The 25,964-nt window shown below is 67.0% G+C and carries 20 protein-coding genes; 12 read left to right on the top strand and 8 right to left on the bottom strand.

What is annotated here, in order from left to right; translation table 11 throughout:
- The first annotated feature begins 39 nt into the window (after nt 1–39).
- The 9 genes from AC13GA_RS12340 to AC13GA_RS12300 all read left to right on the top strand — a co-directional run bounded on the left by AC13GA_RS12340 (nt 40) and on the right by AC13GA_RS12300 (nt 15,248).
- On the top strand, nt 40–3,273 hold the full coding sequence (locus tag AC13GA_RS12340) for an efflux RND transporter permease subunit (protein ID WP_253078623.1): 3,234 nt from the start codon (nt 40–42) through the stop codon (nt 3,271–3,273).
- A 31-nt stretch (nt 3,274–3,304) separates the two neighbouring features.
- Nucleotides 3,305–6,427 carry an efflux RND transporter permease subunit gene (locus AC13GA_RS12335; protein ID WP_482998242.1) on the top strand — a complete coding sequence of 1,041 codons (3,123 nt, stop codon included), beginning with the start codon at nt 3,305–3,307 and terminating at the stop codon, nt 6,425–6,427.
- A gap of 327 nt (nt 6,428–6,754) precedes the next feature.
- Nucleotides 6,755–8,812, top strand: coding sequence for a TonB-dependent siderophore receptor (locus AC13GA_RS12330; RefSeq protein WP_482998241.1), 2,058 nt, complete (start codon nt 6,755–6,757; stop codon nt 8,810–8,812).
- 103 nt (nt 8,813–8,915) lie between these two features.
- Complete coding sequence (gene yccS, locus AC13GA_RS12325) at nt 8,916–11,093, top strand: YccS family putative transporter (protein WP_482998240.1); 2,178 nt, start codon at nt 8,916–8,918, stop codon at nt 11,091–11,093.
- 121 nt (nt 11,094–11,214) lie between these two features.
- Nucleotides 11,215–12,009, top strand: a complete 795-nt coding sequence (locus tag AC13GA_RS12320; protein WP_107380642.1) for an SDR family NAD(P)-dependent oxidoreductase — start codon at nt 11,215–11,217, stop codon at nt 12,007–12,009.
- A 97-nt stretch (nt 12,010–12,106) separates the two neighbouring features.
- A complete protein-coding gene (locus tag AC13GA_RS12315; RefSeq protein WP_482998239.1) occupies nt 12,107–13,996 on the top strand; it encodes an MFS transporter in 1,890 nt (629 codons plus the stop codon).
- A 182-nt stretch (nt 13,997–14,178) separates the two neighbouring features.
- A complete protein-coding gene (locus AC13GA_RS12310) occupies nt 14,179–14,466 on the top strand; it encodes a CD225/dispanin family protein (RefSeq protein ID WP_012512303.1) in 288 nt (95 codons plus the stop codon).
- A 34-nt stretch (nt 14,467–14,500) separates the two neighbouring features.
- Nucleotides 14,501–14,779, top strand: coding sequence for a CD225/dispanin family protein (locus AC13GA_RS12305; RefSeq protein ID WP_005411298.1), 279 nt, complete (start codon nt 14,501–14,503; stop codon nt 14,777–14,779).
- Between the two features lie 43 nt (nt 14,780–14,822).
- A complete protein-coding gene (locus AC13GA_RS12300; RefSeq protein WP_006473646.1) occupies nt 14,823–15,248 on the top strand; it encodes a DUF2752 domain-containing protein in 426 nt (141 codons plus the stop codon).
- Nucleotides 15,249–15,633: 385 nt separating this feature from the next.
- Here AC13GA_RS12300 and ampE read toward each other — a convergent pair whose 3' ends face one another.
- The 5 genes from ampE to AC13GA_RS12275 all read right to left on the bottom strand — a co-directional run bounded on the left by ampE (nt 15,634) and on the right by AC13GA_RS12275 (nt 19,328).
- Nucleotides 15,634–16,521: a regulatory signaling modulator protein AmpE gene (ampE, locus tag AC13GA_RS12295; RefSeq protein WP_482998238.1), complete on the bottom strand. Its 888-nt coding sequence runs from the start codon at nt 16,519–16,521 to the stop codon at nt 15,634–15,636.
- A 146-nt stretch (nt 16,522–16,667) separates the two neighbouring features.
- Nucleotides 16,668–17,573, bottom strand: a complete 906-nt coding sequence (nudC, locus tag AC13GA_RS12290; RefSeq protein WP_136639165.1) for an NAD(+) diphosphatase — start codon at nt 17,571–17,573, stop codon at nt 16,668–16,670.
- Nucleotides 17,574–17,691: 118 nt separating this feature from the next.
- Nucleotides 17,692–18,084 carry an iron-sulfur cluster insertion protein ErpA gene (gene erpA, locus AC13GA_RS12285; RefSeq protein ID WP_046983696.1) on the bottom strand — a complete coding sequence of 131 codons (393 nt, stop codon included), beginning with the start codon at nt 18,082–18,084 and terminating at the stop codon, nt 17,692–17,694.
- A gap of 31 nt (nt 18,085–18,115) precedes the next feature.
- Nucleotides 18,116–18,580, bottom strand: coding sequence for a bactofilin family protein (locus AC13GA_RS12280; RefSeq protein WP_046983695.1), 465 nt, complete (start codon nt 18,578–18,580; stop codon nt 18,116–18,118).
- 4 nt (nt 18,581–18,584) lie between these two features.
- Complete coding sequence (locus AC13GA_RS12275; RefSeq protein ID WP_012512305.1) at nt 18,585–19,328, bottom strand: DUF6776 family protein; 744 nt, start codon at nt 19,326–19,328, stop codon at nt 18,585–18,587.
- A gap of 179 nt (nt 19,329–19,507) precedes the next feature.
- Here AC13GA_RS12275 and AC13GA_RS12270 point away from each other — a divergent pair, with 179 nt between their 5' ends.
- The 3 genes from AC13GA_RS12270 to AC13GA_RS12260 are packed head-to-tail and all read left to right on the top strand — an operon-like array spanning nt 19,508 to nt 24,256.
- Nucleotides 19,508–20,125 carry a DUF4126 domain-containing protein gene (locus tag AC13GA_RS12270; RefSeq protein WP_428710065.1) on the top strand — a complete coding sequence of 206 codons (618 nt, stop codon included), beginning with the start codon at nt 19,508–19,510 and terminating at the stop codon, nt 20,123–20,125.
- A 44-nt stretch (nt 20,126–20,169) separates the two neighbouring features.
- Nucleotides 20,170–22,056, top strand: a complete 1,887-nt coding sequence (locus tag AC13GA_RS12265) for an EAL domain-containing protein (RefSeq protein ID WP_482998237.1) — start codon at nt 20,170–20,172, stop codon at nt 22,054–22,056.
- A gap of 1 nt (nt 22,057) precedes the next feature.
- Complete coding sequence (locus AC13GA_RS12260; protein WP_482998236.1) at nt 22,058–24,256, top strand: ATP-binding protein; 2,199 nt, start codon at nt 22,058–22,060, stop codon at nt 24,254–24,256.
- 58 nt (nt 24,257–24,314) lie between these two features.
- On the opposite strand, the gene bfr is transcribed toward AC13GA_RS12260, so the two are convergent.
- From bfr to AC13GA_RS12245, 3 genes are all read right to left on the bottom strand, one after another.
- Nucleotides 24,315–24,785 carry a bacterioferritin gene (bfr, locus tag AC13GA_RS12255; protein ID WP_005419804.1) on the bottom strand — a complete coding sequence of 157 codons (471 nt, stop codon included), beginning with the start codon at nt 24,783–24,785 and terminating at the stop codon, nt 24,315–24,317.
- Between the two features lie 144 nt (nt 24,786–24,929).
- Nucleotides 24,930–25,139 (bottom strand): (2Fe-2S)-binding protein, encoded by a 210-nt coding sequence (locus tag AC13GA_RS12250; protein WP_032951724.1) that lies wholly within the window; start codon nt 25,137–25,139, stop codon nt 24,930–24,932.
- Nucleotides 25,140–25,247: 108 nt separating this feature from the next.
- The gene (locus AC13GA_RS12245) at nt 25,248–25,868 is read right to left on the bottom strand and encodes an RNA pyrophosphohydrolase (RefSeq protein ID WP_006398836.1); all 621 of its coding nucleotides are present in this window, start codon (nt 25,866–25,868) and stop codon (nt 25,248–25,250) included.
- Between the last annotated feature and the right edge of the window lie 96 nt (nt 25,869–25,964).

Genomic DNA, 25,964 nt, shown 5'->3' with positions numbered 1-25,964 from the left:
TGCCGGCGCCGACATTGAAGTGCCAGCAAGGATCAGTCCGTGGGCTTTTCGACGATCTTCATCCGCCGTCCCATCGCCACCTCGCTGTTGATGGCGGGCCTGTTGCTGCTGGGCATCCTCGGTTACCGCAAGCTGCCGGTGTCGGCGCTGCCGGAAATCGATGCGCCCAGCCTGGTGGTCACCACCCAGTACCCCGGTGCCAACGCGACCACGATGGCCTCGCTGGTCACCACCCCGCTGGAGCGCCAGTTCGGGCAGATCTCCGGGCTGGAGCTGATGACCTCCGACTCGTCGGCCGGGTTGTCCACGATCATCCTGCAGTTCTCGATGGACCGCGACATCGACATCGCCGCGCAGGACGTGCAGGCGGCGATCCGCCAGGCCACCCTGCCCTCGTCGCTGCCCTACCAGCCGGTCTATAACCGGGTGAATCCGGCGGACGCGGCCATCGTCACCCTGAAGCTGACCTCGGACACGCGCCCGCTGCGCGACGTCAACAACTACGCCGACTCGATCCTCGCCCAGCGCCTTTCGCAGGTGCAGGGCGTGGGCCTGGTCTCGATCGCCGGCAACGTGCGCCCGGCCGTGCGCATCCAGGTCAATCCGGCGCAGCTGTCGAACATGGGCCTGACCCTGGAGCAGCTGCGCAGCGCGCTGACCCAGGCCAACGTCAACGCACCGAAGGGTTCGTTGAACGGCAAGACCCAGTCCTACAGCATTGGCACCAACGACCAGCTGTCCAGCGCCGCCGAGTACCGCGACACCATCATCAGCTACAAGAACGGCCGTCCGGTGCGGCTGTCGGACGTGGCCCAGGTGATCGATGGCGTTGAGAACGATCAGCTGGCCGCCTGGGCCGATGGCAAACCGGCGGTGCTGCTGGAAGTGCGTCGCCAGCCCGGCGCCAACATCGTGCAGACCGTCGAGCGCATCCGCGCGATCCTGCCGCAGCTGCAGGGCGTGTTGCCAGCCGACGTGCACCTGGAGATCTTCAACGACCGTACCGAGACCATCCGCGCCTCGGTGCATGAAGTGCAGTTCACCCTGATCCTCACCATCGGCCTGGTGGTAGCGGTGATCTTCGTGTTCCTGCGCCGGCTGTGGGCCACGATCATTCCCTCGGTGGCGGTGCCGCTGTCGCTGGCCGGCACCTTCGCGGTGATGGCCTTTGCCGGCATGTCGCTGGACAACCTGTCGCTGATGGCGCTGGTGGTGGCCACCGGCTTCGTGGTCGACGATGCGATCGTGATGATCGAGAACATCGTGCGTTACATCGAGCAGGGCAAGAGTGGCAAGGAAGCGGCCGAAATCGGTGCGCGCCAGATCGGCTTCACCGTGCTGTCGTTGACCGTTTCGCTGGTGGCGGTGTTCCTGCCGCTGCTGCTGATGCCCGGCGTCACCGGCCGCCTGTTCCATGAGTTCGCGTGGGTGCTGAGCATCGCCGTCGTGCTGTCGATGCTGATCTCGCTGACGCTGACCCCGATGATGTGTGCCTACCTGCTCAAGCCCGATGCCCTGCCCGAAGGCGAGGACGCACATGAGCGTGCGGCGGCGGCCGGCAAGCAGAACCTGTGGACGCGCACGGTGGGCCTGTACGAACAGAGCCTGGACTGGGTGCTGGGCCACCAGCGCCTGACCCTGGCCGTGGCCGGCGGCGCGCTGGTGCTGACCGTGCTGCTGTACGTGCTGATTCCCAAGGGCCTGCTGCCCGAGCAGGACACCGGCCTGATCACCGGCGTGGTCCAGGCCGACCAGAACATCGCCTTCCCGCAGATGGAGCAGCGCACCAAGCAGGTGGCCGAAGCACTGCGCCAGGACCCGGACGTGACCGGCGTGTCGGCGTTCATCGGTGCTGGCAGCATGAACCCCACGCTCAACCAGGGCCAGCTGTCGATCGTGCTGAAGGAACGCGGCGAGCGTGACGGCCTGGACAAGATCCTGCCGCGCCTGCAGAAGGCCGTCGCCGGCATTCCAGGTGTCGCGCTGTACCTGAAGCCGGTACAGGACGTGACCCTGGATACCCGCGTGGCTGCCACCGAGTACCAGTACTCGCTGTCGGACGTGGATTCGGCCACGGTGGCCACCCAGGCCACGCGCCTGACCGAAGCACTGCGCAAGCGCCCGGAACTGGCCGACGTCGACAACAACCTGTCCAACCAGGGCCGTGCGCTTGAGCTGAACATCGACCGCGACAAGGCCAGCGTGCTGGGCGTGCCGATGCAGACCATCGACGACACCCTCTATGATGCGTTCGGCCAGCGCCAGATCTCGACCATCTTCACCGAGCTCAACCAGTATCGCGTTGTGCTGGAAGTGGCGCCGGAGTTCCGCACCAGCACCGCGCTGATGGAACAGCTGGCCGTTGCCTCCAATGGTGCCGGTGCACTGACAGGCACCAATGCCACCAGCTTCGGCCAGGTCACCTCGTCCAACTCGTCGACCGCTACGGGCATCGGTGCGCAGAACACCGGTATCACCGTCGGCGCCGGCAACATCATCCCGCTGTCGGCGCTGGCCGAGGGCAAGGTCAGCAGCGCGCCACTGCTGGTCAGCCATCAGCAGCAGCTGCCGGCGGTGACGGTCTCGTTCAACGTGGCACCGGGCTATTCGCTGTCCGAAGCGGTGCGGGCGATCCAGGAAACCAAGGACAACCTGGACATGCCCACCCACCTGCATGCCGAGTTCATCGGCAAGGCTGCCGAATTCACCGGCAGCCAGACCGATGTGGTGTGGTTGCTGCTGGCGTCGCTGGTGGTGATCTACATCGTGCTGGGCGTGCTGTACGAGAGCTACATCCACCCGATCACGATCATCTCCACGCTGCCGCCGGCCGGTGTTGGCGCGCTGCTGGCGCTGATGCTGTGCGGGCTGAGCCTGTCGGTGGATGGCATCGTCGGCATCGTGCTGCTGATCGGCATCGTCAAGAAGAACGGCATCATGATGGTGGACTTCGCGATCGAGGCACGCCGCGCCGGTGCCAACGCGCACGAAGCGATCCGCCGCGCCTGCCTGCTGCGTTTCCGCCCGATCATGATGACCACCGCCGCGGCCATGCTCGGCGCCCTGCCGCTGGCGCTGGGTACCGGCATCGGTTCGGAGCTGCGCCGCCCGTTGGGCATCGCCATCGTCGGCGGCCTGCTGCTGTCGCAGCTGGTGACCCTGTACACCACTCCGGTGATCTACCTGTACATGGAGCGCTTCTCCGAGTGGCTGGCACGCCGCCGTGAACAGCGCGCACTGCGCGATGGTTCACTGCAGGAGCCGCAGGCATGATCCACGCCCCACTGCCGTGGTGGCCCGCACGATGAACCTGTCCGGCCCCTTCATCCGCCGTCCGATCGGCACCGCGCTGCTGGCCATCGGCCTGTTCATGGTCGGCCTGATCTGCTACCTGCGGCTGGGCGTATCGGCGCTGCCGAACATCGAGATCCCGGTGATCTTCGTGCACGCCAGCCAATCGGGCGCAGATGCGGCGACCATGGCCTCGACGGTCACCGCACCGCTGGAGCGCCACCTCGGCCAGCTGCCCGGCATCGACCGCATGCGCTCGTCGAGTTCGGAAGGCAGCTCGCTGGTGTTCATGATCTTCCAGAGCGGCCACAACATCGATTCGGCCGCGCTGGACGTACAGACCGCGATCAATTCTGCACAGGCCGACCTGCCCTCGGGCATGGGTTCGCCGATGTACCAGAAGGCGAACCCGAACGACGATCCGGTCATCGCCATCGCGCTGACCTCGCAAACGCAGTCGGCCGACGAGCTGTACAACGTCGCCGACTCACTGCTGGCCCAACGCATCCGCCAGATCAGCGGCGTGGCCTCGGTCGACATCGCCGGTGCCTCGACGCCGGCGGTGCGTGTGGACGTCAACCTGCGCCTGATGAACGCGTTGGGCCTGACCGCCGATGACCTGCGCAACGCGGTGCGTGCGGCCAACGTGACCTCACCCACCGGCTTCCTCAGCGATGGCAACACCACCACCGCGATCATCGCCAACGATTCGGTCGCACGCGCTGCCGACTTCGCCGACCTGGTGGTGAAGACCCAGGGCGACGGCCGGGTGATCCGCCTGAAGGACATCGCCAACGTCTACGACGGCCAGCAGGACGCCTACCAGGCCGCGTGGTTCGACCACAAACCGGCGGTGGTGATGTACGTGTTCACCCGCGCCGGCGCCAACATCGTTGAGACCGTAGACCGGGTCAAGGCGCAGATCCCGACCCTGCGCGACTACCTGCAGCCCGGCACCACGATGACGCCGTACTTCGATCGTACGCCGACCATCCGCTCGTCGCTGCATGAAGTGCAGATCACCCTGCTGATCAGCCTGGCGATGGTGGTGCTGACCATGGCGCTGTTCCTGCGCCGGCTGGCACCCACGCTGATCGCCGCAGTGACCGTGCCGCTGTCGCTGGCCGGTGCTGCGCTGGTGATGTACGTGATGGGCTTCACCCTGAACAACCTGAGCCTGCTGGCGCTGGTGATCGCGATCGGCTTCGTGGTCGATGATGCGATCGTGGTGATCGAGAACATCATGCGCCACCTCGACGAGGGCATGCCGCGCATGCAGGCGGCGCTGACCGGTGCCCGCGAGATCGGCTTCACCATCGTCTCGATCACCGCCTCGCTGGTGGCGGTGTTCATCCCGCTGCTGTTCGCCAGCGGCATGATGGGTGCGTTCTTCCGCGAGTTCACCGTTACCCTGGTCGCGGCCATCGTGGTGTCGATGGTCGTCTCGCTGACGCTGACCCCGGCGCTGTGCAGCCGCTTCCTCAGTGCCCATGATCACAAGGCAGCGCCGTCGCGCTTCGGCCGTTGGCTGGATGCCGGCCACGAGCGCATGCTGCGCATCTACACCGTATTCCTCGACTTCTCGCTGCGCCACGCGTTGCTGCTGTCGTTGACGCCGCTGATCCTGATCGGCGTCACCATCTTCCTGTTCGGCGCAGTGAAGAAGGGCGCGTTCCCTCCGCAGGACACCGGCCTGATCTGGGGCCGCGCCAACTCCAGTGCCACCGTCTCCTTCGAGGACATGGTCGCCCGCCAGCGTCGCATCACCGACATGCTGATGGCCGACCCGGCGGTGAAGACCGTGGGCGTACGCCTGGGCAGCGGCCGCCAGGGCTCCAGCGCACAGTTCAACGTCGAGCTGAAATCGCGCAAGGAAGGCCGCCGCGAAACCACCGCACATGCACTGGCACGCTTGAGCGCCAAGGCCGACCGTTACCCCGACCTGCAGCTGCGCCTGCGTGCGATCCAGGATCTGCCCAGCAACGATGGCGGCGGCTCCAGCCAGGGCGCGCAGTACCGTATCTCGCTGCAGGGCAATGACCTGGCGTCCCTGCAGGAATGGCTGCCCAAGCTGCAGGCGGAACTGAAGAAGAACCCGAAGCTGCGCGATGTCGGCACCGATGTCGACAATGCCGGGCTGCGCCAGAACATCGAGATCGACCGCGCCAAGGCTGCGCGCCTGGGCGTATCGGTCGGCGCCATCGATGGGGCGCTGTACGGCGCGTTCGGCCAGCGCCAGATCTCGACGATCTACTCGGACATCAATCAGTACAGCGTGGTGGTCAACGCCCTGCCCTCGCAGACCGCTACGCCGGCAGCGCTGGACGAGGTGTACGTGCGGGCGCGCAACGGCGAGATGGTGCCGATCACGGCGATGGCCAAGCAGGTGCCGGGGCTGGCGCCGTCGCAGATCACCCACGAGAACCAGTACACGACGATGGACCTGAGCTACAACCTGGCGCCGAACGTGAGCATGGGTGAGGCCAAGGCGATCATCGACGCGACCGTGGCCGGCATGCGCATGCCCGGCGACATCCGCCTGGCCGATGATGCGGGCTTCGGGTTCAACTCCGATCCCAGCGACATGCTGATCCTGGTGTTTGCCGCGATCCTGACCGTGTACCTGGTGCTGGGCATGCTGTACGAGAGCCTGATCCATCCGGTCACCATCCTGTCCACGCTGCCGGCGGCCGGAGTGGGCGCGCTGCTGGCGCTGTTCGGCACCAACACCGAACTGTCGGTGATCTCGATGATCGCACTGGTGCTGCTGATCGGCATCGTCAAGAAGAACGCGATCATGATGATCGACTTCGCGCTGGTGGCGCAGCGCGAGCATGGGCTGGCCCCGCGCGAAGCGGCACGCGAGGCCAGTATCGTGCGCTTCCGCCCGATCATGATGACCACGATGGTGGCGATCCTGGCCGCCGTACCGCTGGCGATCGGCCTCGGCGAAGGGTCCGAGCTGCGGCGCCCGCTGGGTATCGCGATGATCGGCGGCCTGCTGTTCTCGCAGAGCCTGACGCTGCTCAGCACACCAGCGCTGTACGTGATCTTCTCGTGCCTGGCCGAACGCTGGCGGGCACGCCGCACACGCAAGCGCGAAGCGAAGCTGCTCAAGCGCGCGCAGCGGGCGTAGAAGGGTCATCCACGCATGGCGTGGATCTACTACTGGTAGAGCCGGCCGCTGGCCGGCTTTCTCCATACAGCCAATCTGCCGGCCAGCGGCCGGCACTACCGTGGATGCAGATGGTGGGTGTGGATGGTGGGTGCGGACCGTTGGTCCGCACGCCTCCGGGTTTGACGCGCCGTAACGAAAAGAGAACAATTCTCATCCAGCCATGGTCCTGCGCCCCGTTGTGGCGCCCCGCTGCCGGCTTCCGGCACGCCTGTGTGATCCCAGCCACTGCCCCTTCCCCCACCCGTGGGCGGATGGCCCGTGGCCGTCCGTCGAGGACCACCATCGATGCTACCTTCCCGTTCCCCCCGCCTGGCCCTGCTGGCCGTTGCCCTTTCCGCCGCCTGTGCCGCCCACGCCGAAGTGCCGGCCGGCAGCCGTAGCGCCACCGATCTGGATGCGGTGAAAGTCACTGCCGAGCGCACCCATACCGACGCCGGCGCACTGGGCGACCGCGCCCTGCGCGACACTCCGTTCGCGATCACCGCGGTTGGCCGCGAGCAGATAGAGCAGCGCCAGGTGGTCTCGCTGGGTGAAGCCTTCCTGCTCGACCCCTCGGTCAGCACCCAGGTCAGCGCCTATGCCAGTGGCTGGAGCTCGCCGATCCGCAACCGCGGTCTGGAGCTGAACTACGACAGCTACCGGGTCAATGGCCTGCAGGTCTCGTCCTGGGGCACCGAATGGCCACTGGAAGTAATGGAACAGGTCGATCTGCTGAAAGGCCCGGGCGGATTCCTGTATGGCTTCGGCACCCCCGGCGGCATCGTCAACTACATCACCAAGAAGCCAACCGACACGCCCACGTTCTCCGCCCAGCTGGGCTGGCGCGAACAGGGCATCGTCAGCGGCGGCATCGACGTTGGCGGCCGCTTCGGCAACGAGCAGATGTTCGGCTACCGCTTCAACGCCTTCCAGGAAAAGGGCGAGACCTTCAACGGCGGGCATGTCGATCGCAAGGTGGGCGCGCTGTCGCTGGATGCGCGCCTGAGTGATGCACTCACCTGGACCTTCGACGGTGTGTTCCAGTCGCGCGACCTGCGCGAGGAATCGCCGCAGTACTACTTCCGTGGCCTGACCTCGTTGCCGCGGCCGATCTCTGGAGATACCGACAACAGCGTGCCCGGCACCTACTACGACACACGCTCCAGCCTGCTGTCGACCGGCTTGAACTGGCAGATCAACAGTGACTGGAAGGCCAGCCTGAGTTATGGCGTCACCACTTCATGGAATGACGTCAACAAGATCTTCGCCTACATCGATGATCTCAACGGCGACTACGACGTCAATGTCTACGAACTGGGTGGCAAGAGCGAGTGGAAGCTGGCCCAGGCGATGTTGCAGGGCAGCTTCCGCACCGGTCCGCTGCAGCATCAGGTGGTGGCAGGCATCAGCCACCAGACCGGGCTGGGCTGGGACCGTCCCTACGAGTGGAACCTGATCGGCCGCGCCAACCTGTACCAGCGCCATGCCATCCGCCACGACGCCGTCGGTTCGCGGGTGATGACCCGCGGCGACGAGACGGTGCAGCAGGCGGTGTTCGCAAGCGATACGGTGAACCTCGGCAGCGGCTGGTCGGTGCTGGCGGGCTGGCGCTACAACGACTTCGAAACCAAGGGGCGATACCACACCTACCCGGTCACCCCGACCTACGCCGTGATGTTCAAGCCCAGCGAGGTGGTCACCCTTTACGCCAGCTACATCGAGTCGCTGGAAGCGGGCAGCCGCGTAGGCAACAGCTACATCAACGCCGGTGACGTGCTCGATCCCACCATCAGCAAGCAGTACGAGATCGGTGCCAAGGTCGAAGCGGCGCGTTGGAATGCGAACGTGGCCGCGTTCCGGCTGGAACGTGGTGCCAACATCGATGAGCTCACGCCGGCCGGCAAGCGCTTGGTGCAGGATGGCATCACGCTGTACGAAGGCATCGAAGCCAGTGCCGACCTGCACCTCAACGATGCACTGAAGGTCGGCGGCGGCGTCACCTGGCTGGATCCGACCTACGACAAGCTGTCCCCGGGTAGCGCCGCACAGGAAGGCAACCGTACCGCCGGTGCTGCGCGCTGGAGCGGCGTACTGCACGCCACCTACCAGCTGCCGTGGGTAGACGGTTTGGAGATCTATGCCGCCGTGCGCTACTACGGCGATGTCTGGTACGACGCCGACAACACCCTGAAGCTGCCCGACTACACGCTGGTGAACGCAGGCATCGGCTATCGCCTGCTGGCGTCCGGCCATCCGGTGACCCTGCGTGCCAGCGTCGAGAACCTGGCCAACCGCAGGTACTGGTCCAACGCCGGCGCCGGCCTGCCGCGCACGTTCGCGGTGAGCGTGCGTTGGGAGATGTGATCCAACGGTAGCGCCGCGCTGCGCCCTCGCCGGGCACGGCCCGGCGCTACCGGATTTCACGCAAGGCCCGCAATAATGGGGGCATTCCGCCTCCCGAGCCTGCATGTCCCCCCGCCAATCCAGTCTCAGTCGCCTGTGGGCCCACGAGAAGGCCAGTTATGGCCTGCGGGTGTTCATCGCCCTGACCGCAGCTGTCGCCGTGTGCTGGCAGCTGGATGCACTGACCGCGCTACCCGGCGTGTTCCTGGGCATCATCGCCAGCGCCATCGCCGAGACCGACGACAACTGGTGGGGCCGGACCAAGGCCGTGGCGCTGTCGCTGCTGTGCTTCTGCATCGCCGCAGCTTCGGTGATCTGGCTGTTCCCATGGCCGTGGATCTTCATCGCCGCGCTGGCGCTGTCCACCTTCGGCCTGACCCTGCTCGGTGCGCTCGGCGAGCGCTATGCGTCCATCGCCCAGGCCACGGTGACGCTGGCGATCTACACCATGATCGGGCTGGAACAGCACGGGGCCAGCGATCTGCACAGCGCGCTGGAAGCGGTCAGCCACCTGCTGGCCGGTGCGGTCTGGTACGGCCTGCTGTCGATCCTGTGGACCACGCTGTTCGCCAACCGGCCGGTGCGCGAACGGGTGGCGCGCCTGTATGTGGAACTGGGCCGCTACCTGCAGCTGAAGGCCGCGCTGTTCGAACCGGTGCGCGAGGCCGACCTGCAGCGTCGCCAGCTGGACCTGGCCGAACAGAACCGGCGCGTGGTCGGTGCGCTCAACGAAGCCAAGACCGCGATCCTGGCCCGCTTCGGTCGCTCCGGCCGGCCCGGCGTCAATTCCGGCCTGTACCTGCGCCTGTACTACATGGCGCAGGATTTCCACGAGCGCGCCAGTTCCTCGCATTACCCGTACGGCGCGCTGGTCGATGCGTTCTTCCACAGCGACGTGCTGTACCGCTGCCAGCGCCTGCTCGACCTGCAGGGCCAGGCCTGTGCGCGGCTGGGCGAGGCGATCCGCCTGCGCCGTCCGTTCGTGTATGGCGAAAGCAACCAGCAGGCCGGGCGCGACCTGGCCGATGCGCTGGCCTACCTGCGCGACCAGCAGCGTCCGCAATGGCAGCGCCTGCTCGGCTCGCTGGACCTGCTGGTGCACAACCTGCGCAGCATCGAGCGCCGCCTGCTCGATGCGGAGCGTTCCGAGGCCAGCCTCGACAACGTTGACACCCGCCTGCGCGACAGCAACCCGCATAGCCTGCGCGAGATGGGCGTGCGTATCCGCCAGCAGCTCACGCCGGGCTCGGTGCTGTTCCGCCATGGACTGCGCATGGCGCTGGCACTGATCGCCGGCTTCGCTGCGATCCGCTTGTTCAATGCACAGAACGGCTCGTGGGTGCTGCTGACCATCGTGTTCGTGTGCCGTCCCAACTTCGGTGCAACCCGCCAGCGCCTTGCACAACGCATCGTCGGCACGCTGTTCGGCCTGGTGCTGACCTGGGCACTGCTGCAGCTGTTCCCGCAGCTGCACGTGCAGCTGCTGATCGCGCTGCTGTCGGCGCTGCTGTTCTTCTTCACCCGCACCGACCGCTACCTGGTAGCGTCGGCGGCGATCACGGTGATGGCACTGACCTGCTTCAACCTGATCGGCGACGGCTTCGTGCTGATCGTGCCGCGCATGGTCGATACGCTGCTGGGCTGTGCGATCGCCGCTGCGGCCGCGTTCCTGATCCTGCCCGACTGGCAGGGCCGGCAACTGCATCTTGTACTGGCGCGGGTGCTGGACACCGCCGCGCGCTATCTGGATTCGGTACTGGGCCAGTACCGCAGCGGCATGCGTGACGATCTGGCCTACCGCATCGCCCGCCGCGACATGCACAACGCCGACGCCGCGCTGTCTACCGCGCTGTCGAACATGCTGCGCGAACCCGGCCACGTGCGCCGCAACCTGGACGCCGGCTTCCACTTCCTGGCGCTGTCCAACACGCTGCTCGGGCACCTGTCGGCCCTGGGTGCGCACCGCGACCAGGTGGACAGCTACGCCGGCGATCCGCTGGCACTGGCTGCCGGTGAGCGCGTGCGCAAGGCGCTGCAGCAGCTGGCAACGGCCCTGACCGCACGGCAGCCGGTCGCAGAGGAGGACAATGATGCCGACCGCGCGGTGGCCGCCGAGCTGGAGCAGATTGACGAGGCGATGCCGCCGAAGCTGCAGTTGATCCGCACGCAGATGGCGCTGGTGCTGCGGATGCTGCCGAAGGTGCGCGCGGCGGCCAATGAGGCGGTACGCACGCTCACCTGACAGCCTGCCGCCGTGCATCGCCCGGTGCTACCGCCAACGCAACATCGCGTTGCATCCAGCGCTGCATCCCGATCACGCAGCCACGCGGATACTGCGTGATCCCCCTGCCCCGGATTCCTCCATGAAGATCGAACTCAGCGGCCGTACCGCGCTGGTCACCGCCTCCACCGCCGGCATCGGCCTGGCGATTGCCCAGGGCCTGGCCGTCGCCGGTGCGCGGGTCATCCTCAATGGCCGCAGCACCGACAGCGTCGAGCGCGCCCGCCAGCGCCTGCTCGACGCCGTTCCAGATGCCGACGTGCTCGGCGTGGCTGCCGACCTGTCCGATGCGGCCGGTGTCGATACGCTGCTGGCCGGCTTGCCCAAGGTCGACATCCTGGTCAACAACGCCGGCATCTTCGGCCCCGAGGACTTCTTCGAGACCGACGATGCGACCTGGGAGCGCTACTGGCAGACCAACGTGATGTCCGGCGTGCGCCTGTCGCGGGCGCTGCTGCCGGCGATGGTTGATGCTGGCTGGGGCCGCGTGCTGTTCATCTCTTCCGAGTCGGCCCGCAACATTCCCGCCGACATGATCCATTACGGGGTCAGCAAGACCGCGCAATTGTCGTTGTCGCGCGGCCTGGCCAAGCGCGTGGCCGGCAGCGGTGTCACCGTCAACGCGGTGCTGCCCGGCCCCACCCTGTCCGATGGTTTCGCGGCGATGTTCGAAGATGAACGCCAGCGCAGTGGCAAGCCACTGGAGCAGATCGGCCGCGAGTTCGTGATGGCGCACCGTCCGTCTTCGGTGATCCAGCGCACCGCCACGGTTGAGGAAGTGGCCAACATGGTGGTGTACCTGGCCTCGCCGCAGGCCTCGGCCACCTCCGGCGCGGCGCTGCGCGTGGATGGCGGCGTGGTCGACGATATCGTCTGACACCTTTCAAAGTGTGCGGACCAACGGTCCGCACCCACAGGTCCGCACCCACAGCGGATAGGCAGGAATGCTAGGCTGCGCCGGTCAAGGAGGCTCCATGTCCGGTCACAACCAGTTCGCCCTGCTGCGCCAGCGCCGTTTCCTGCCGTTCTTCGTCGTCCAGGCGCTCGGTGCGTTCAACGACAACGTATACCGGCAGGCGATCATCAGCATGTTGCTGTTCATGGCCGTGCCGGAGGAAGAACTGGGGCTGTACGCCACGCTGGCACCGGCCATCTTCATCCTGCCGTACTTCCTGTTCTCGGCACTGGCCGGGCAGATCGCCGACAAACTTGAGAAATCGCGGCTGATCGTGATCACCACCAGCATGGAGATCGTGATCATGTCGCTGGCGGCCACCGGGTTCCTCACCCAGAGCCTTCCGGTATTGCTGGTCGCCCTGTTCTGCACCGGCATGCAGTCGACGTTGTTCGGCCCGGTGAAGTACTCGGTGCTGCCGTCGGTGCTCAAGCCAGAAGAGCTGACCGGCGGCAACGGCCTGGTCGAGATGGGCACCTCGATGTCGATCCTCTCCGGCATGATCGTCGGCGGTCTGGTATTCACCGTTGCCGGCAGTCATGGCACGGTGGTGGCGGCTTGCGCGATCATCGGCCTAGCCATATGCGGCAACATCGCAGCGCGGCTGATCCCCAAGGTCGATGCCGGCGACCCGGACCTGAAGATCAACTGGAACCCATTGCCGGAATCGCTGGCGGTGCTGCGCATGGCACGCCAGCAGAAAGCGGTGCGCAACGCGATCCTGGGCGTGTCCTGGTTCTGGTTCGTCGGCACCGTGCTGACCTCGCAGCTGCCGGCCTATGCGGTGACCAACCTCGGCGGCGAACCGACCTTGTACATCTTCGCCCTGGCCCTGTTCTCGGTGGGCACCGGCGTCGGCTCGCTGCTGTGCGAGAAGCTGTCGGCACGCACGGTGGAAATCGGCCTGGTGCCGCTCGGTGCGTTTGGCATGACCGCGTTCCTGCTCGACCTGTACTTCGCCCGCAGCGGCGAGGCGACCGTGCACGGGCTGTCCATCGGCCCGTTCCTGCAGCAGCCTGGCAGCATCCGTATCGTCATCGACCTGGTCGGCATCGGCCTGTTCACCGGCATCTTCGTGGTGCCGCTGTTCGCGCTGATCCAGAGCCGCACGCCGAAGGCGCAGATGTCACGCGTGTTCGCCGCGCTGAACATCCAGAACTCCGGCTTCATCGTCGGCGCCGCGTTGCTGTCGCTGGCCGCGCACAAGCTGCTGCACTGGACCATTCCGCAGCAGTTCCTGGCGCTGGCCATCGCCAACGCACTGGTGGCGATCTACATCTTCACCATCGTCCCCGAATTCCTGATGCGCTTCCTCAGCTGGGTGATGGTGCGCACGCTGTACCGGCTGCGCCCGCACGGCATCGAGGCCAACGTGCCCGACGAAGGCGCCGCGCTGCTGGTCTGCAACCATGTCAGCTACATGGACGCGCTGATCCTGTCGGCGACGATCCCGCGCCCGGTGCGCTTCGTCATGTACTACAAGATCTTCAACATTCCGGTGATGCGCTGGATCTTCCGTACCGCCAAGGCGATCCCGATCGCTGGTGCCCGCGAAGACCCGGCGCTGATGCAGCGCGCGTTCGACGAGATCGACGCGGCGCTGGCCGAAGGAGAACTGGTCTGCATCTTCCCCGAGGGTGCGCTGACCCGCGACGGGCAGATGGCACCGTTCAAGTCCGGGGTGGAGAAGATCCTCGAACGGCGGCCGGTGCCGGTGGTACCCATGGCGCTGCGTAGCATGTGGTCGAGCATGTGGAGCCGGCGCGACACCCGGCTGGGCCGCATGCGTGTACCGCGCCGCTTCCGCGCCACCGTAGAAGTGGTCGCCGCGCCGGCCGTGGATGGCCACACCACCAGCGCCCCGGTGCTGGAGGCCCAGGTGCGGGCGCTGCGTGGTGACCACGCCTGACGGAATCGGCTCGCCTAGGCGGACCCGGCGACCTTCCCGCATACGCTACCGTGCAGTGGCGAACACGGAATACCGCGACTGTAAACGCATACATGCAACGCCGGTTGCGGTAGATTACGCACCCACAGGGGGGAGGTCCGGCCGATTCACAACGGTCGACCACCAAGGAATGGAGTCTCGCTTTGAATCAACCACCACCGCTCAGCCGTCCGGTCTACATCCCCAACCATCTGGTCTGGGCAATCCTGACGACGCTGTTCTGCTGCCTGCCGTTGGGCGTGGTGTCGATCGTCTATGCCTCCCAGGTCGATGGCCGCCGCGCGGCCGGCGACCTGCCGGGGGCCTACAGCGCGTCGCGCAAGGCGGGCTGGTGGGCAGTGGCTTCGGCCGTGTCCCTGCCGGTCCTGTTGCTGTTGTGGTTCGGGCTGTTCGGCGGCTTGGCCGTACTGGGCGCTCTTTCCGACCAATGATTCACCACCACCACCCATCAAGGAGCTTGAACCCATGAATACTGCTACTCCGCAGGTCCCGAACAACCTGGTCTGGGCCATCCTGACCACCCTGTTCTGCTGCCTGCCGGCCGGCATCGTGTCGATCGTCTACGCCGCACAGGTCAACGGCAAGCTGGCGGCTGGCGACATCGCCGGTGCCCAGGACTCCGCTGCCAAGGCCAAGAAGTGGGCCATCTGGTCGGCCATCGCCTGGGCCGTGCTGGTCGTGCTGTACGTGCTGTTCTTCGTTGTGCTCGGCGGCATGGGCGCGATGAGCAACAGCGGCTACTGATACGCCTGGACGGATCCGGCGCCTGCGCCGGATCCGTTGTTGCATGTCCGCGCTTCCCGCTCGTTCCCGACTCGCCCGCTGGGCACCGCTGCTGGTCTCCGCCGGCCTGGCCGTGGGTGCCACGGTGGTGTTGCGCAACGTCAATCCGTATGTCGCCGGCAATCCGCTGCCGAGCTGCCCGCTGTACGCGCTGACCGGCCTGTACTGCCCCGGCTGTGGCAGCACGCGCTGCCTGTATTCCCTGGTCCATTTCGACCTGCCCGGCGCGATGGCGATGAACCCGCTGCTGGTCATCAGCCTGCCGTTCCTGTTGCTGATGCTGCTGAACATCGCCGGCATCCGCCCCCGTGTGCTCGACCCGCTGATGCGGGTACTGGCCAATCCCGTGTTCTGGCTCTGGGTGCTGCCCGGGTATGCGCTGCTGCGCAACCTGCCGTGGGCACCGTTCACTGCGCTGGCACCGATCTAGGTTTCCAGCCAACGGCGCAGCCCCTCGTGGTGGGCGGCGTTTGAAGGCAGAAGCCTTGGGGTTGGCCGGGTGGGTGGCCTGCGCAGGGGGCGCTGCAAGTCCCCCTCCGGGGTCCGGCCCAGCCGCTGGCGGCTGGGCGTTCGGTCGCTTGCGAAGCAATGCTTCGCAAGCAAAGCGCCCTCACCCATGTCAGCTCGGTCGCCGCTTGCACGTGTGCGCAGGACAGCGCACACGAGCGAGGCGCCATCGAGCCCCCAGGGACGGGTTTACGGCGTGTCCTGCAGCCCCACACCGTCCCGCCCAACCATCAGCAATCCAGAGCTGCTGTTGCTGTTGCTCCGACCTTTGCCTCTGCAGGTGCAGGGCTGCAAGCCCTGCAAAGCCACTACGTCACCCAGCCTGCAATCACCAGCAGGGCGAGGATCGCCAGCCACAGCAGCAGCATCCGCCACACCAGGCTCATCGCATCGCGCAGGTCCGGCAGCCGCTGCCATACCGGCAACAGTCCCGCCTCGGTGTAATCGTGCGCATCCTCGCGCAGCTCGGCGTTGACGCTGGCCCGTGCCACCGCGCCAAGAAAGCCGATGTCACCGGCCAGGCGTTCGCCATGGGCCTGGCGCCAGGCCTTCCACGCCGTATCGAAGTTACCCACCAGCGCCATCGAGAACGCCATCAACTGCGCCACCGGCCACTCGATCCAGCCCAGCAGGCGCTGTGCCAGTGCCAGCGGCTCCACCGGCACGCGCGCGCGCATCGGGCTTTCCGCCATCAGTGCCAGCAGCCGGTACCCCAGCGCACCGGCCGGGCCCAGCAGCAGGAACCAGAACAGCACCGCGAACCAGCGCCGCAGCGCGTTGAGGACGGTCGCCTCGACCAGTGACGGAATGTCCTCGCGCAGGCTGCCGCCGGCCGACTGCAGGTTGCGCACCGCCGCCTGACGCGTCGCGGCATCGTCGGCATCGATGATCGCTTCGATATCGCGGTCCAGGTCGCGCGGGCCCCAGCACCACGCCAGTACCGCCACGCCCAGCAGCAACGATGGCAGGCCGAACAGCGCGCCGCGCAGCAGCCAGGCCAGCAGCGCCATCAGCAGCACCGGCGGCAGCAGCGCCAGGGCGACGCCTGCCGGCCCCTGCCAGGCCTTGCCACCCCGCACGTCCAGCCAGCCCAGCCAGCGCCGGAAGCCGTCGAAACGGCGCAGCGAAGCGGCAGCGGCCGGAGCCACATGGCCCAAGGCCAGTGCCACCAGCACGGCGGCCAGAGTGGTGAACATGGCAGGTCTCCCTACGAAACAGAACGCTAGGCGTCGCTACCTTACCTGTCGCAGCGACGCCTCCTGCGATGGATCGCACTGTAACCCGAGGCGTGTTCAGGTGGCGGCAATGCTGGCACCAGAACACGCCTGGCAGCCCCTTGCCATCACCCCTGCTGCTGGCGGTACCAATGCTCGATCAGGCCCCGCGAGATCGAGATCGGCGGCGACAGGCGGATGCCCTGGCCATCGTCCTCGACATCACGTGCCAGCGCCGCGCCGACGTCTTCGGCGCTGAACCAGCGCGCGTCTTCCAGCTCTCCGTCCACGGTCGGCAGGTCATCCTGCGCCTGCGCACGGAAGCCGATCATCAGCGCACCAGGGAACGGCCACGGCTGCGAACCGAGGTATTGGCAGGCGGTCACCCGCACCTTGCTCTCCTCGTGTACTTCGCGCACTACGGTCTGTTCGAAGGTCTCGCCCGGTTCGACAAAGCCGGCCAGCACCGAGTAACGGCGCGGCGCCCAGTTCGACTGCCGGCCAAGCAGCAGCCGGCCCTGGTTCTCCACCGCCACGATCACCGCCGGATCGACCCGAGGGTAGTGCTCGGTGGAACACTGCGTGCAACGGCCGACAAAGCCGCCACGGGCAAATGCCACGGCACCGCCGCACACGCCACAGAAGCGGGTGCGCGAATGCCAGTAGGACATGCCGCGGGCATAGCTGAAGGCGGTCGCATCGGCCATCGACCACAGCAGGGCGGCCTGGCGCAGGTCGAGCCGGCGCGGCGCAGTAACCGAAACGCTGGCGGCTTCGACCGAGAACCAGGCCTGCTCGCCACGCAGGCCGAGGAAGACTGCGGCACCAGGGCCACCACCGATGTCGGCGCCGGTCAGCGCCAAGGGCTGGTCGTCGTCGCCGGTGAAGGCGGTACCGTCCTGATCGAGCACGAGAATGCGCGCGCCCGGCCACAGGCGCGCCAGTGCATCGGCATCGTCGCGCAGGGCATCGGCGCGCTCCAGCGGTTCGCCCACGAAGGCGAAACCGGAAAGCGGCGAAGGAGTATTGGGCATCCGGCAAGCGTGCCGTCAATCGATGCGGGTGGCAAGCCGCAGGCTTTGCGGAAACCAGCTGTGGGGTGGAGCTTGCTCCACACACCTTGTCGCGCAGGGGGCAGGCCCCGCGGCCTGTTTACATGCTGAAGCTGCTGCCGCAGCCGCAGGTAGTCTTGGCGTTCGGGTTGCGGATCACGAACTGGGCACCGGTCAGGCTCTCGGTGTAGTCCACCTCGGCACCCATCAGGTACTGCAGGCTCAGCGGATCGACCAGCAGGGTCACCCCGCTGGTCTGCACCGCCAGATCATCCTCGGCACGGTTCTCGTCGAACTCGAACCCATACTGGAAGCCCGAACAGCCGCCACCCTCGATGTACACGCGCAGGGCCAGGTCGAGGTTGCCCTCTTCCTGGATCAAAGATCTGACCTTGGCGGCCGCCGACTCGGTGAAGTTCAGCGGGCGCTCCAGCGACTGGTAATCGGGCGCGGCGACCGGGCTGGCGCCGGGCAGGGAGACTAGCGTGCTCATGGTCTCAGCATGGGGGCGTCGACGCTGGGTTTCAAGCCATCGCCTCGGCCAGCTTGCGGCGCGCGGCGGTATCGCCCTTGCCACCGTTGGCATCGTCGCTTTCCGGCGCCGGCAGGGCCGCCATCGGGGCGCTGGCATGGATCAGGCGGCCGTTCAGCTGGGCGCCCGCATTCATCTCCACCACCTGGTAATGGACATTGCCGTTGACCCGCGCGCTCGGGGTCAGCTCGACCTTCTCGGTGGCGTGCACGTCGCCGTCGAGACGACCGCTGATGACCACCACCTGGGCGCGGATCTCACCCTCGATCACACCATGCTCGGCGACCGTCAGGGTCGCGCCACTGGCACCTTCAGCGGCGATCACCTTGCCATGGATGCGGCCTTCCACGTACAGCCCTCCACTGAATTCCACATCACCGCGGATCACCACCTGGTTGCCGATCAGGGCATCCACCACCAGCTGGCCTTCACGGTTGGATTTGCTGCTTCCGAACATCTGCCTACTCCCCTTTGGCGGCCGGCGCACCGGCCTGTTTCCAGTCGAATACCTGGGTGGTGCCCCCCGCACCACTCCCCAATGTCACCCGCACGCGTTGCGGGGTGAAGTCAGCCGGCAGCATCACGCTGCCGCTGATCTGCTGGAAGTACCGGAACGAGTAATCCTGTCCCGGCACCTTGCTGCGCTGGTGCAGATCATCCCAGCTGATCGTGGCCAGCTTGCCGTTCTTCACGCCTTCCACGGTGAAGCGCATCTGCCCCTGGCTGATGGCACCGCGGTTGAGGTTCTGGGTCAGCACGGCGGTGTACTGCCAGGTGCCGGCCGCTTCCGGGCTGAACTCGATGGAATGGGTGTTCAGGCCCTTGCGCTGGCTGGTCGAACCCACCAGTCGCTCATAGAAGGCGACGTCGGCGCGCAGGCCGGCGATTTCTTCGTCACGCTCGGCCAGCGAGGACTGCACCTCGGTATTGGCGGCGCGGCTGATGCGGTCGGAGGCTTCCAGCGTGGCCTGTTTCTGGCGTAACTCGGTCAGCTGCGTCTGCAGGCCCTCGGCACGCTTCTCGGCGGCCTGCAGGCGCTGGCCCTGCGCATCGCGCGGCGTGGCCATCCAGCAGCCACCCAGCGCGGCCAACACCAGGCTGAGCAGCCAGATGCCACCGATCACCAGCAGGCGGCGACGGTCCATCGGCGGTTGCGGCGCGCCGGGCAGGCGCACCTGCACGCGCATGGGTGGGCGGTTGTTCATGGGTGGTTTCCGGGGCATCGCGAGGGCGACACCGATACGGCCCCTGTGGCAAACGACGGGCTAGTGTATGACAGGACAGGTGGGTTTCCTGCGCAGGGACCGGCGGCGGTCTGTGGCGTTCAGGCACGTCATCACCGATAGTGTGGCCCCCTGCACAGTTCCGTCGCCGGAGCATCGCCATGACCGAAGCCCACCTGTTCGTGATCGGCATCCTGCTGGCCTGGCTGGCCGGTATCCGCGTCTACCTCACCGTGTTCGGCGTCGGCCTGGCCGGCCTGCTCGGCTGGGTGGATCTGCCACCCGCCCTGCAAGCCACCGAGTCATGGTGGGTGCTGGGCACCTCGGCGGCGCTGGCCGTGGCCGAATTCTTCGCCGACAAGATTCCCGGCGTGGACTCGGCCTGGGACCTTGTGCAGACGCTCGCGCGCGTGCCTGCCGGTGCCTTCCTCGCCGCCGCCACGCTGTCGCCCGATGGGCAGCTGGGCACAGGCGCGCTTGCTGCCGGTGCCGGTGTCGCGTTGGCCAGCCATGGCCTGAAGGCCGGCACCCGCGCGTTGCTCAACACCTCGCCGGAACCGGCCAGCAACTGGGTTGCGTCCGCTGCCGAAGACACCGTGGTGATCGGCGGCCTGGCACTGGCCCTGGCGCATCCGTGGATCGCGCTGGTGGTGGTGCTGGCCTGCAGCCTGGCCGGCGCCCTGCTGGTGTGGCTGGTCTGGCGCACCCTGTGGAAAGGTGTGCGCTGGCTGGCGCGTGGTGTCGCCGCAGACGGTCCGCGACAGCCCGGCACCGGTTGAACGCCGGGCTTGTCGCATAATGGACGCGAACACCAGGAGCACCGATGGCCGCAAACGAATCCCCCGCGGGCGCCCGCCCGGGACGCGCTGAAACCCCTCCGGCCGATCATTGGCAACGCTGGGCCGCTGACCCGGCAAGTCCGGTCGCAGCAGCCGCGGCGGCAACCCCGTCGCTGGCCGCGGTTGACACGCCGGCGACGATCGGCAGCGCACCGCCGCCGCTGCCCGGCCCTGGCGCACTGGCTGAAGCAGGCAACAATGACCAGGCACCGCCGCCCTCCGATTCGCCCTACCGCGTGCTGATCGTCGAGGATGACCGCGCCCAGGCCCTGTTCGCGCAGAGCGTACTGCACGGTGCCGGGATGCAGGCGATCGTACACAGCGATGCCGATGGCGCGCTGCAGGCCATCAAGGAACATCGCCCCGATCTGATCCTGATGGACCTGCACCTGCCCGGCCTGGACGGCATGCGCCTGACCGCGCTGATCCGCCAGCAGCCTGGCCTGCAGTTGCTGCCGATCGTGTTCCTCAGCGGCGATCCGGATCCGGAGCGCCAGTTCGAGGTGCTCGACAGCGGTGCAGATGACTACCTGAGCAAGCCGATCCGCCCCCGCCACCTGATCGCGGCGGTGGCCAACCGCATCCGCCGCGCACGTGCCCAGGCCGCAACCTTGCCCGGTGCCACCGGCGCACCGGCCACCAGCAATCCGGAAACCGGCCTGCCGACCCGCCACCACGTGCTGCAGCAGCTCAACACCGCGCTCGCCCACCGCGACCACGGGGGCGTGTTCTTCATTGAAGTGGCCAGCGCGCTTGGCCTGCGCGAGCGCTACGGCTATGCCGCGTTCGAGCGCCTGATGGTGCAGGCCGGGCAGCGCCTGGCCGAAGCCGGTCATCCGCACCTGCTGGCGCGCTTGAACGACAACAGTTTCCTGCTGCTGGCCCGCAGTGCTGACGAAGACAGCCTCGAAGGCATCGCCGCGACCCTGCGCGAGCAGTTGTCGGCGCGGGCCTTCGTGATCCGCGACGACGAATCGGTGCACCTGCGCGGCGTGGTCGGTTACGCGCCGATGTCGCCGGGCTTCGACGATGCCAACAGCGCGCTGGAAGCGGTCGAGCGCACCACCCTGCAGGCGCGCCTGCTCAGCGCCGGCGTCGCCGGCCATGTGCATCGCCAGGCGATCACCGAACAGGAACACCTGGCCCTGCTGGAGGGCCAGCTGGAACTGGCCTACCAGCCGATCGTCGCCGTCGCCGGCGGCAACACCGCGCAGTACCAGCTGCTGCTGCGCCTGCGCCAGGCCGATGGCACGGTGCTGGCGGCCGGCCAGGTAATTCCGGCCGCGGAAGCGGCAGGCCGCATCGCTGATCTCGACCAGCAGGTGATGGACCACGCGCTGGGCCTGCTCGATCTGTACCGGCATGCCACGCAACCGTTGAACCTGTTCGTGTCGCAGTCGCTGCGCACCCTGCAGCGCGATGCCTTCGCCGACTGGCTGCTGGAATCGCTGCAGCGGCGCGACCTGCCCGGTAGCGCGCTGGTGGTCGACGTACGCCTGCCCGACGCGTTGATCCACACCGTGCCACTGCAGCAGTTCTGCCAGCGCATGGCCGGCGCCGGCGTGCGTTTCTGCCTGAGCCAGTTCGAACCCAGTGCCGACGCCGATGCACTGCTGACCCAGCTGCCGCTATCGTTCGTGCGCATGGCCGCGCGCTTCTCCAGCAGCCATGCCAACCCGGCCACCCGCGAAGAACTGCGCCGGGCGATCGAGCAGGCGCATGCCGCCGGCCTGCAGATCATCGGGCAGCAGATCGAGGACCCACAAGCCGCCGCCGCGATGTGGGTCGGTGGCGTCGACTACATCCAGGGCAACATGGTGCAGTCGGCCGGCAGTGACCTGAACTTCGACTTCCACAACGCGGTGCTCTGACGTGCCGCTGTGGGGCGCGTTGCTGGTTGCCCTTGCTGCGGCCGCCATCGTGCTGCTGATGGGCCTGCGCCTGCGTACGCGCAACCGTGCGCTGGCCAGCCTGCAGCGCGAGCGCAGCGTACTGGCCAGCGAGCGCGACCAGCTGCGCCGCACCACCGAACGCCAGGGCCAGCTGGAACAGCAGCTGCTGCAGGCCAAGCAGGCCGCCGAAGCAGCGGTGCTGGCCAAGGGCGAGTTCCTGGCCACGATGAGCCATGAGATCCGCACCCCGCTCAACGGCATCCTGCCGATGCTGGAGCTGATCGCACGTGGACCGCTGGGCGAGGACCAGCGACAGATGCTGGCCACCGCCTCGGCCAGCTCGCAGCAGCTGCTGCGCATCGTCGACGACATCCTCGATTACTCGCGCCTGGAAGCGCAGGCGCTGGAACTGGAGATCACCAGCTTCAACCTGCGCGAGCTGCTCGATGGCGTGGTGCAGCTAATGCAGCGCGCCGCCGATTCGAAGGGCCTGGTACTGGGCCTGCAGCTGGACCCGTCGGTGCGGCTGCCGGTGCGTGGTGACCCGGTGCGCCTGCGCCAGGTGCTCAGCAACCTGCTTGCGAACGCGATCAAGTTCACCGCGCGTGGCCAGGTGCAGCTGCGCGTGCAACGGCTGGGCGAAGGTGCCGCGCAGCACCAGCTGCGCTTCGAGATCACCGATACCGGCATCGGCATCGACCAGGCACTGCAGGCGCGCCTGTTCCAGTCCTTCAGCCAGGCCGATGCCTCGACCACCCGCATCTACGGTGGCACCGGCCTGGGCCTGGCCATCTGCAAGCGCATCATCGACCTGATGCAGGGCCGCATCGGCGTGCAGTCCACGCCTGGCCAGGGCGCCACGTTCTGGTTCGAGATTCCGCTGCTGAAGGTCCCCGGCGACCTGCCCGCGATGGCGCGCGCACCGGCAGCGCTGCTGTTGTTCAGCGCCGATGCCTCGCTACAGGCACGCGTCGAGCGCGTCGCGGCCCACCACGGCCTGCAGGTTCAACCGCTGCCGCAACTGGATACGCTGGTCGAACGCCTGCGCGCGGTACCGCGCCCGGGCCAGCAGGCGCCCGCCTGGCTGCTGGTTGATGCACGTGCGCGCCGCAACGGCGAGGTGACGCTGCAGCGGGCGTTGGCCGAACGTGGCGAGGACGACGCACTGCGGGTGCTGTGGCTGCAGGATGAGGCGCTCCCGCCGCACCCGCGCCAGCACCAGCTACCCGCCCATTTCGATGATGCCGCCCTGCATGCGCTGCTGGCCGTTCCGGTGGCGCATGCGCGCCCGGCTGCGCTGCTGGCCAACGCCGAAGATGGGCAGCCGGCAGCGGCATTGCCGCCGCTGCACCTGCGCGTGCTGCTGGTGGAAGACAACACGGTCAACCGCATGGTGGCCGAACAACTGCTGCGGGTGTTCCAGTGCGAGGTGCGCAACGCCAGCGATGGCGAACAGGCATTGCTCGCGCTGCGCGAGGGCGGCGTGGATGTGGTGCTGATGGACTGCCAGATGCCGGTGCTGGATGGCTACGCCGCCACCCGCCAGTGGCGCGCCGAGGAAGCGGAATCCGGTCGCCCGCGGTTGCCGATCATCGCAATGACCGCCAATGCCATGGCCGGTGACCGCGAACGCTGCCTGCAGGCCGGAATGGATGACTACCTGTCCAAGCCGATCGCGCGCGCCACGTTGCATGCGCTGTTGAAGCGCTGGGGGCAACGATCGAGCGATGTCGCAGCGTCGAGCTTGCTCGACGGCAACGCCCCCGCGGCCGGTCGAGCCCCGCCAGCCGAGCATGGCTCGGCTCTACAAAACACAAAAGGCCACGCCGCTCCGCAGCCGGTGCTTGACCGCGGTGTTCTGGACGAACTGCACGCGGTGATCGGCGATGCCGCGCTCCAGATCGTCGCGGTGTTCCTGGAAGATGCACCCGCAATGGTGCGGCAGCTGCAGCAGGCCGCGCAGAACGGCGACGAGCCGCGCCTGCAGGCACTCGCGCACACCCTGAAATCATCCAGTGCGAATGTGGGCGTGTTGTCGCTGTCGGCGGTCGCGCAGCGCATCGAGCATGAAGCCCGTGCCGGCAGCCTACAGCGCCCCGCCGTGGCGGTGGCGCTGCTGGTTGCGGAATTCGCCCGGGCGCGCGTGGCGCTGACGGGCTACCTGGCACAGCATCGGTAGCGTCGAGCTTGCTCGCCCATCGCCATGCTGAACACAGTCGAGCAAGCTCGACGCTAAGTCACTCTTCCAGCTTGCTCAGCAGGTACTTCGGCTCACCGATACGCTCGATCAGGTCGAGCTGGGTTTCCAGCCAGTCAATGTGTTCTTCCTCCGAATCGAGGATCTTCACGAACAGCTGGCGGCTGACGTAGTCACCGACTGAATCGGAATAGGCCACGGCCTCGCGCAGGGTGACCACGCCGTCGCGTTCCAGCGACAGGTCACACTGCAGGATCTCGGTCGGGTTCTCGCCGATGCGAAGCTTGCCCAGCGCCTGGAAGTTCGGCAGGCCTTCGAGGAACAGGATGCGGTCGGCGAGCATGTCGGCATGCTTCATCTCGTCGATCGATTCCTTGTACTCGTGTTCGGCCAGTTCCTTGATGCCCCAGTTCTTCAGCATCTTGGCGTGCAGGAAGTACTGGTTGATCGCGGTCAGCTCGTTGTAGAGGACCTTGTTGAGGAATTCGATGACCTTGGTGTCGCCCTTCATGGGGGTGCTCCTGCGCGCTGAAAACGCAGGCACTTTAGCGCCTTGCGCGCGCCGGTGAAGGAACGCGAATCGTGCGCATTGGCCTGTGCGGCACGCAGTGAAGGGAACGAGTGAGCGGCGTCAATGCGCCGCGAAAGAGGTTGCTCAGGCGACCTGTGCCAGGCCGAGCACCGGCAACGGCAGGTCGTGGGTGGCGCGCGCCTTGGCCAGCAGTTCGCCGGCCATGTCCAGGCAGGAACCGCAGGTGGCGCCACAGCCGGTACGCATGGTCAGCTCGGCCACCGACGTGACGCCATGGCTGGCGGCTTCGCGGATCTGGTGGTCGGTGACTCCGTTGCAGATGCAGACGTACACAGGCGTAAACCGGGCTGACAGGCCAGAGGTGGCCTGTTGGCTATTCCAATGGAAACGAGAATGGTTGTCAATCAGAGACCTGAACCATTCTCGATACCGTTCAGCCGGTTATGCCGGCGGCACGTCGCCCTGCGCCTTCTTCGGCCAGTAGCCACGGCTGCGCGGACGCTTTCTCGGGCGATCGTGGCCAGCCGTGTGGCCGGGCATCCAGGCCTCGGCAGCACTCTTGGGCATGGCCGTGACGCCCTGCCCGGCCACCCCGCGTGCCAGCGGCGCCAAATGTCGCAAAGCGCGTGCATAGACGCCGCGCTTGAACATCACCACATGCTCCACCGGGTACCAGAAATCCACCCAGCGCCAGTGGTCGAACTCCGGCGAATCGGTATGGTCCAGGCACACATGGGATTCGTCACCGGTCAGGCGCAGCAGGAACCAGACCTGCTTCTGGCCGATGCAGACCTGCCGCTCGTTGCGGCGGATGGCCCGCGCCGGCAGCTTGTAGCGCAGCCAGCCGGGCGTTGCCCCGAGCACTTCCACGTGCTCAGGCAGCAGGCCGGTCTCTTCCTGCAGTTCACGATACATGGCCTCGACAGGCGTCTCGTCGGTATTCATGCCACCCTGCGGGAACTGCCAGCCATCCCGGCGCACACGTCGTGCCCAGAACACCTGGCCGTCCTGCCGCATCAGCACAATGCCGACGTTCGGTCGATAGCCGTCCGGATCGATCACGATGCGGACTCCTAAAAAATCTACTGGTTGGGACTATCCCATGCCGTCTGTCGGCCTACAAGCACGACACAAAAGTGTTGACAGGGTCGATACACA

This window comes from Stenotrophomonas sp. 22DLJC03, assembly GCF_056861405.1.
This window is presented reverse-complemented; position numbering and strand designations above follow the sequence as displayed.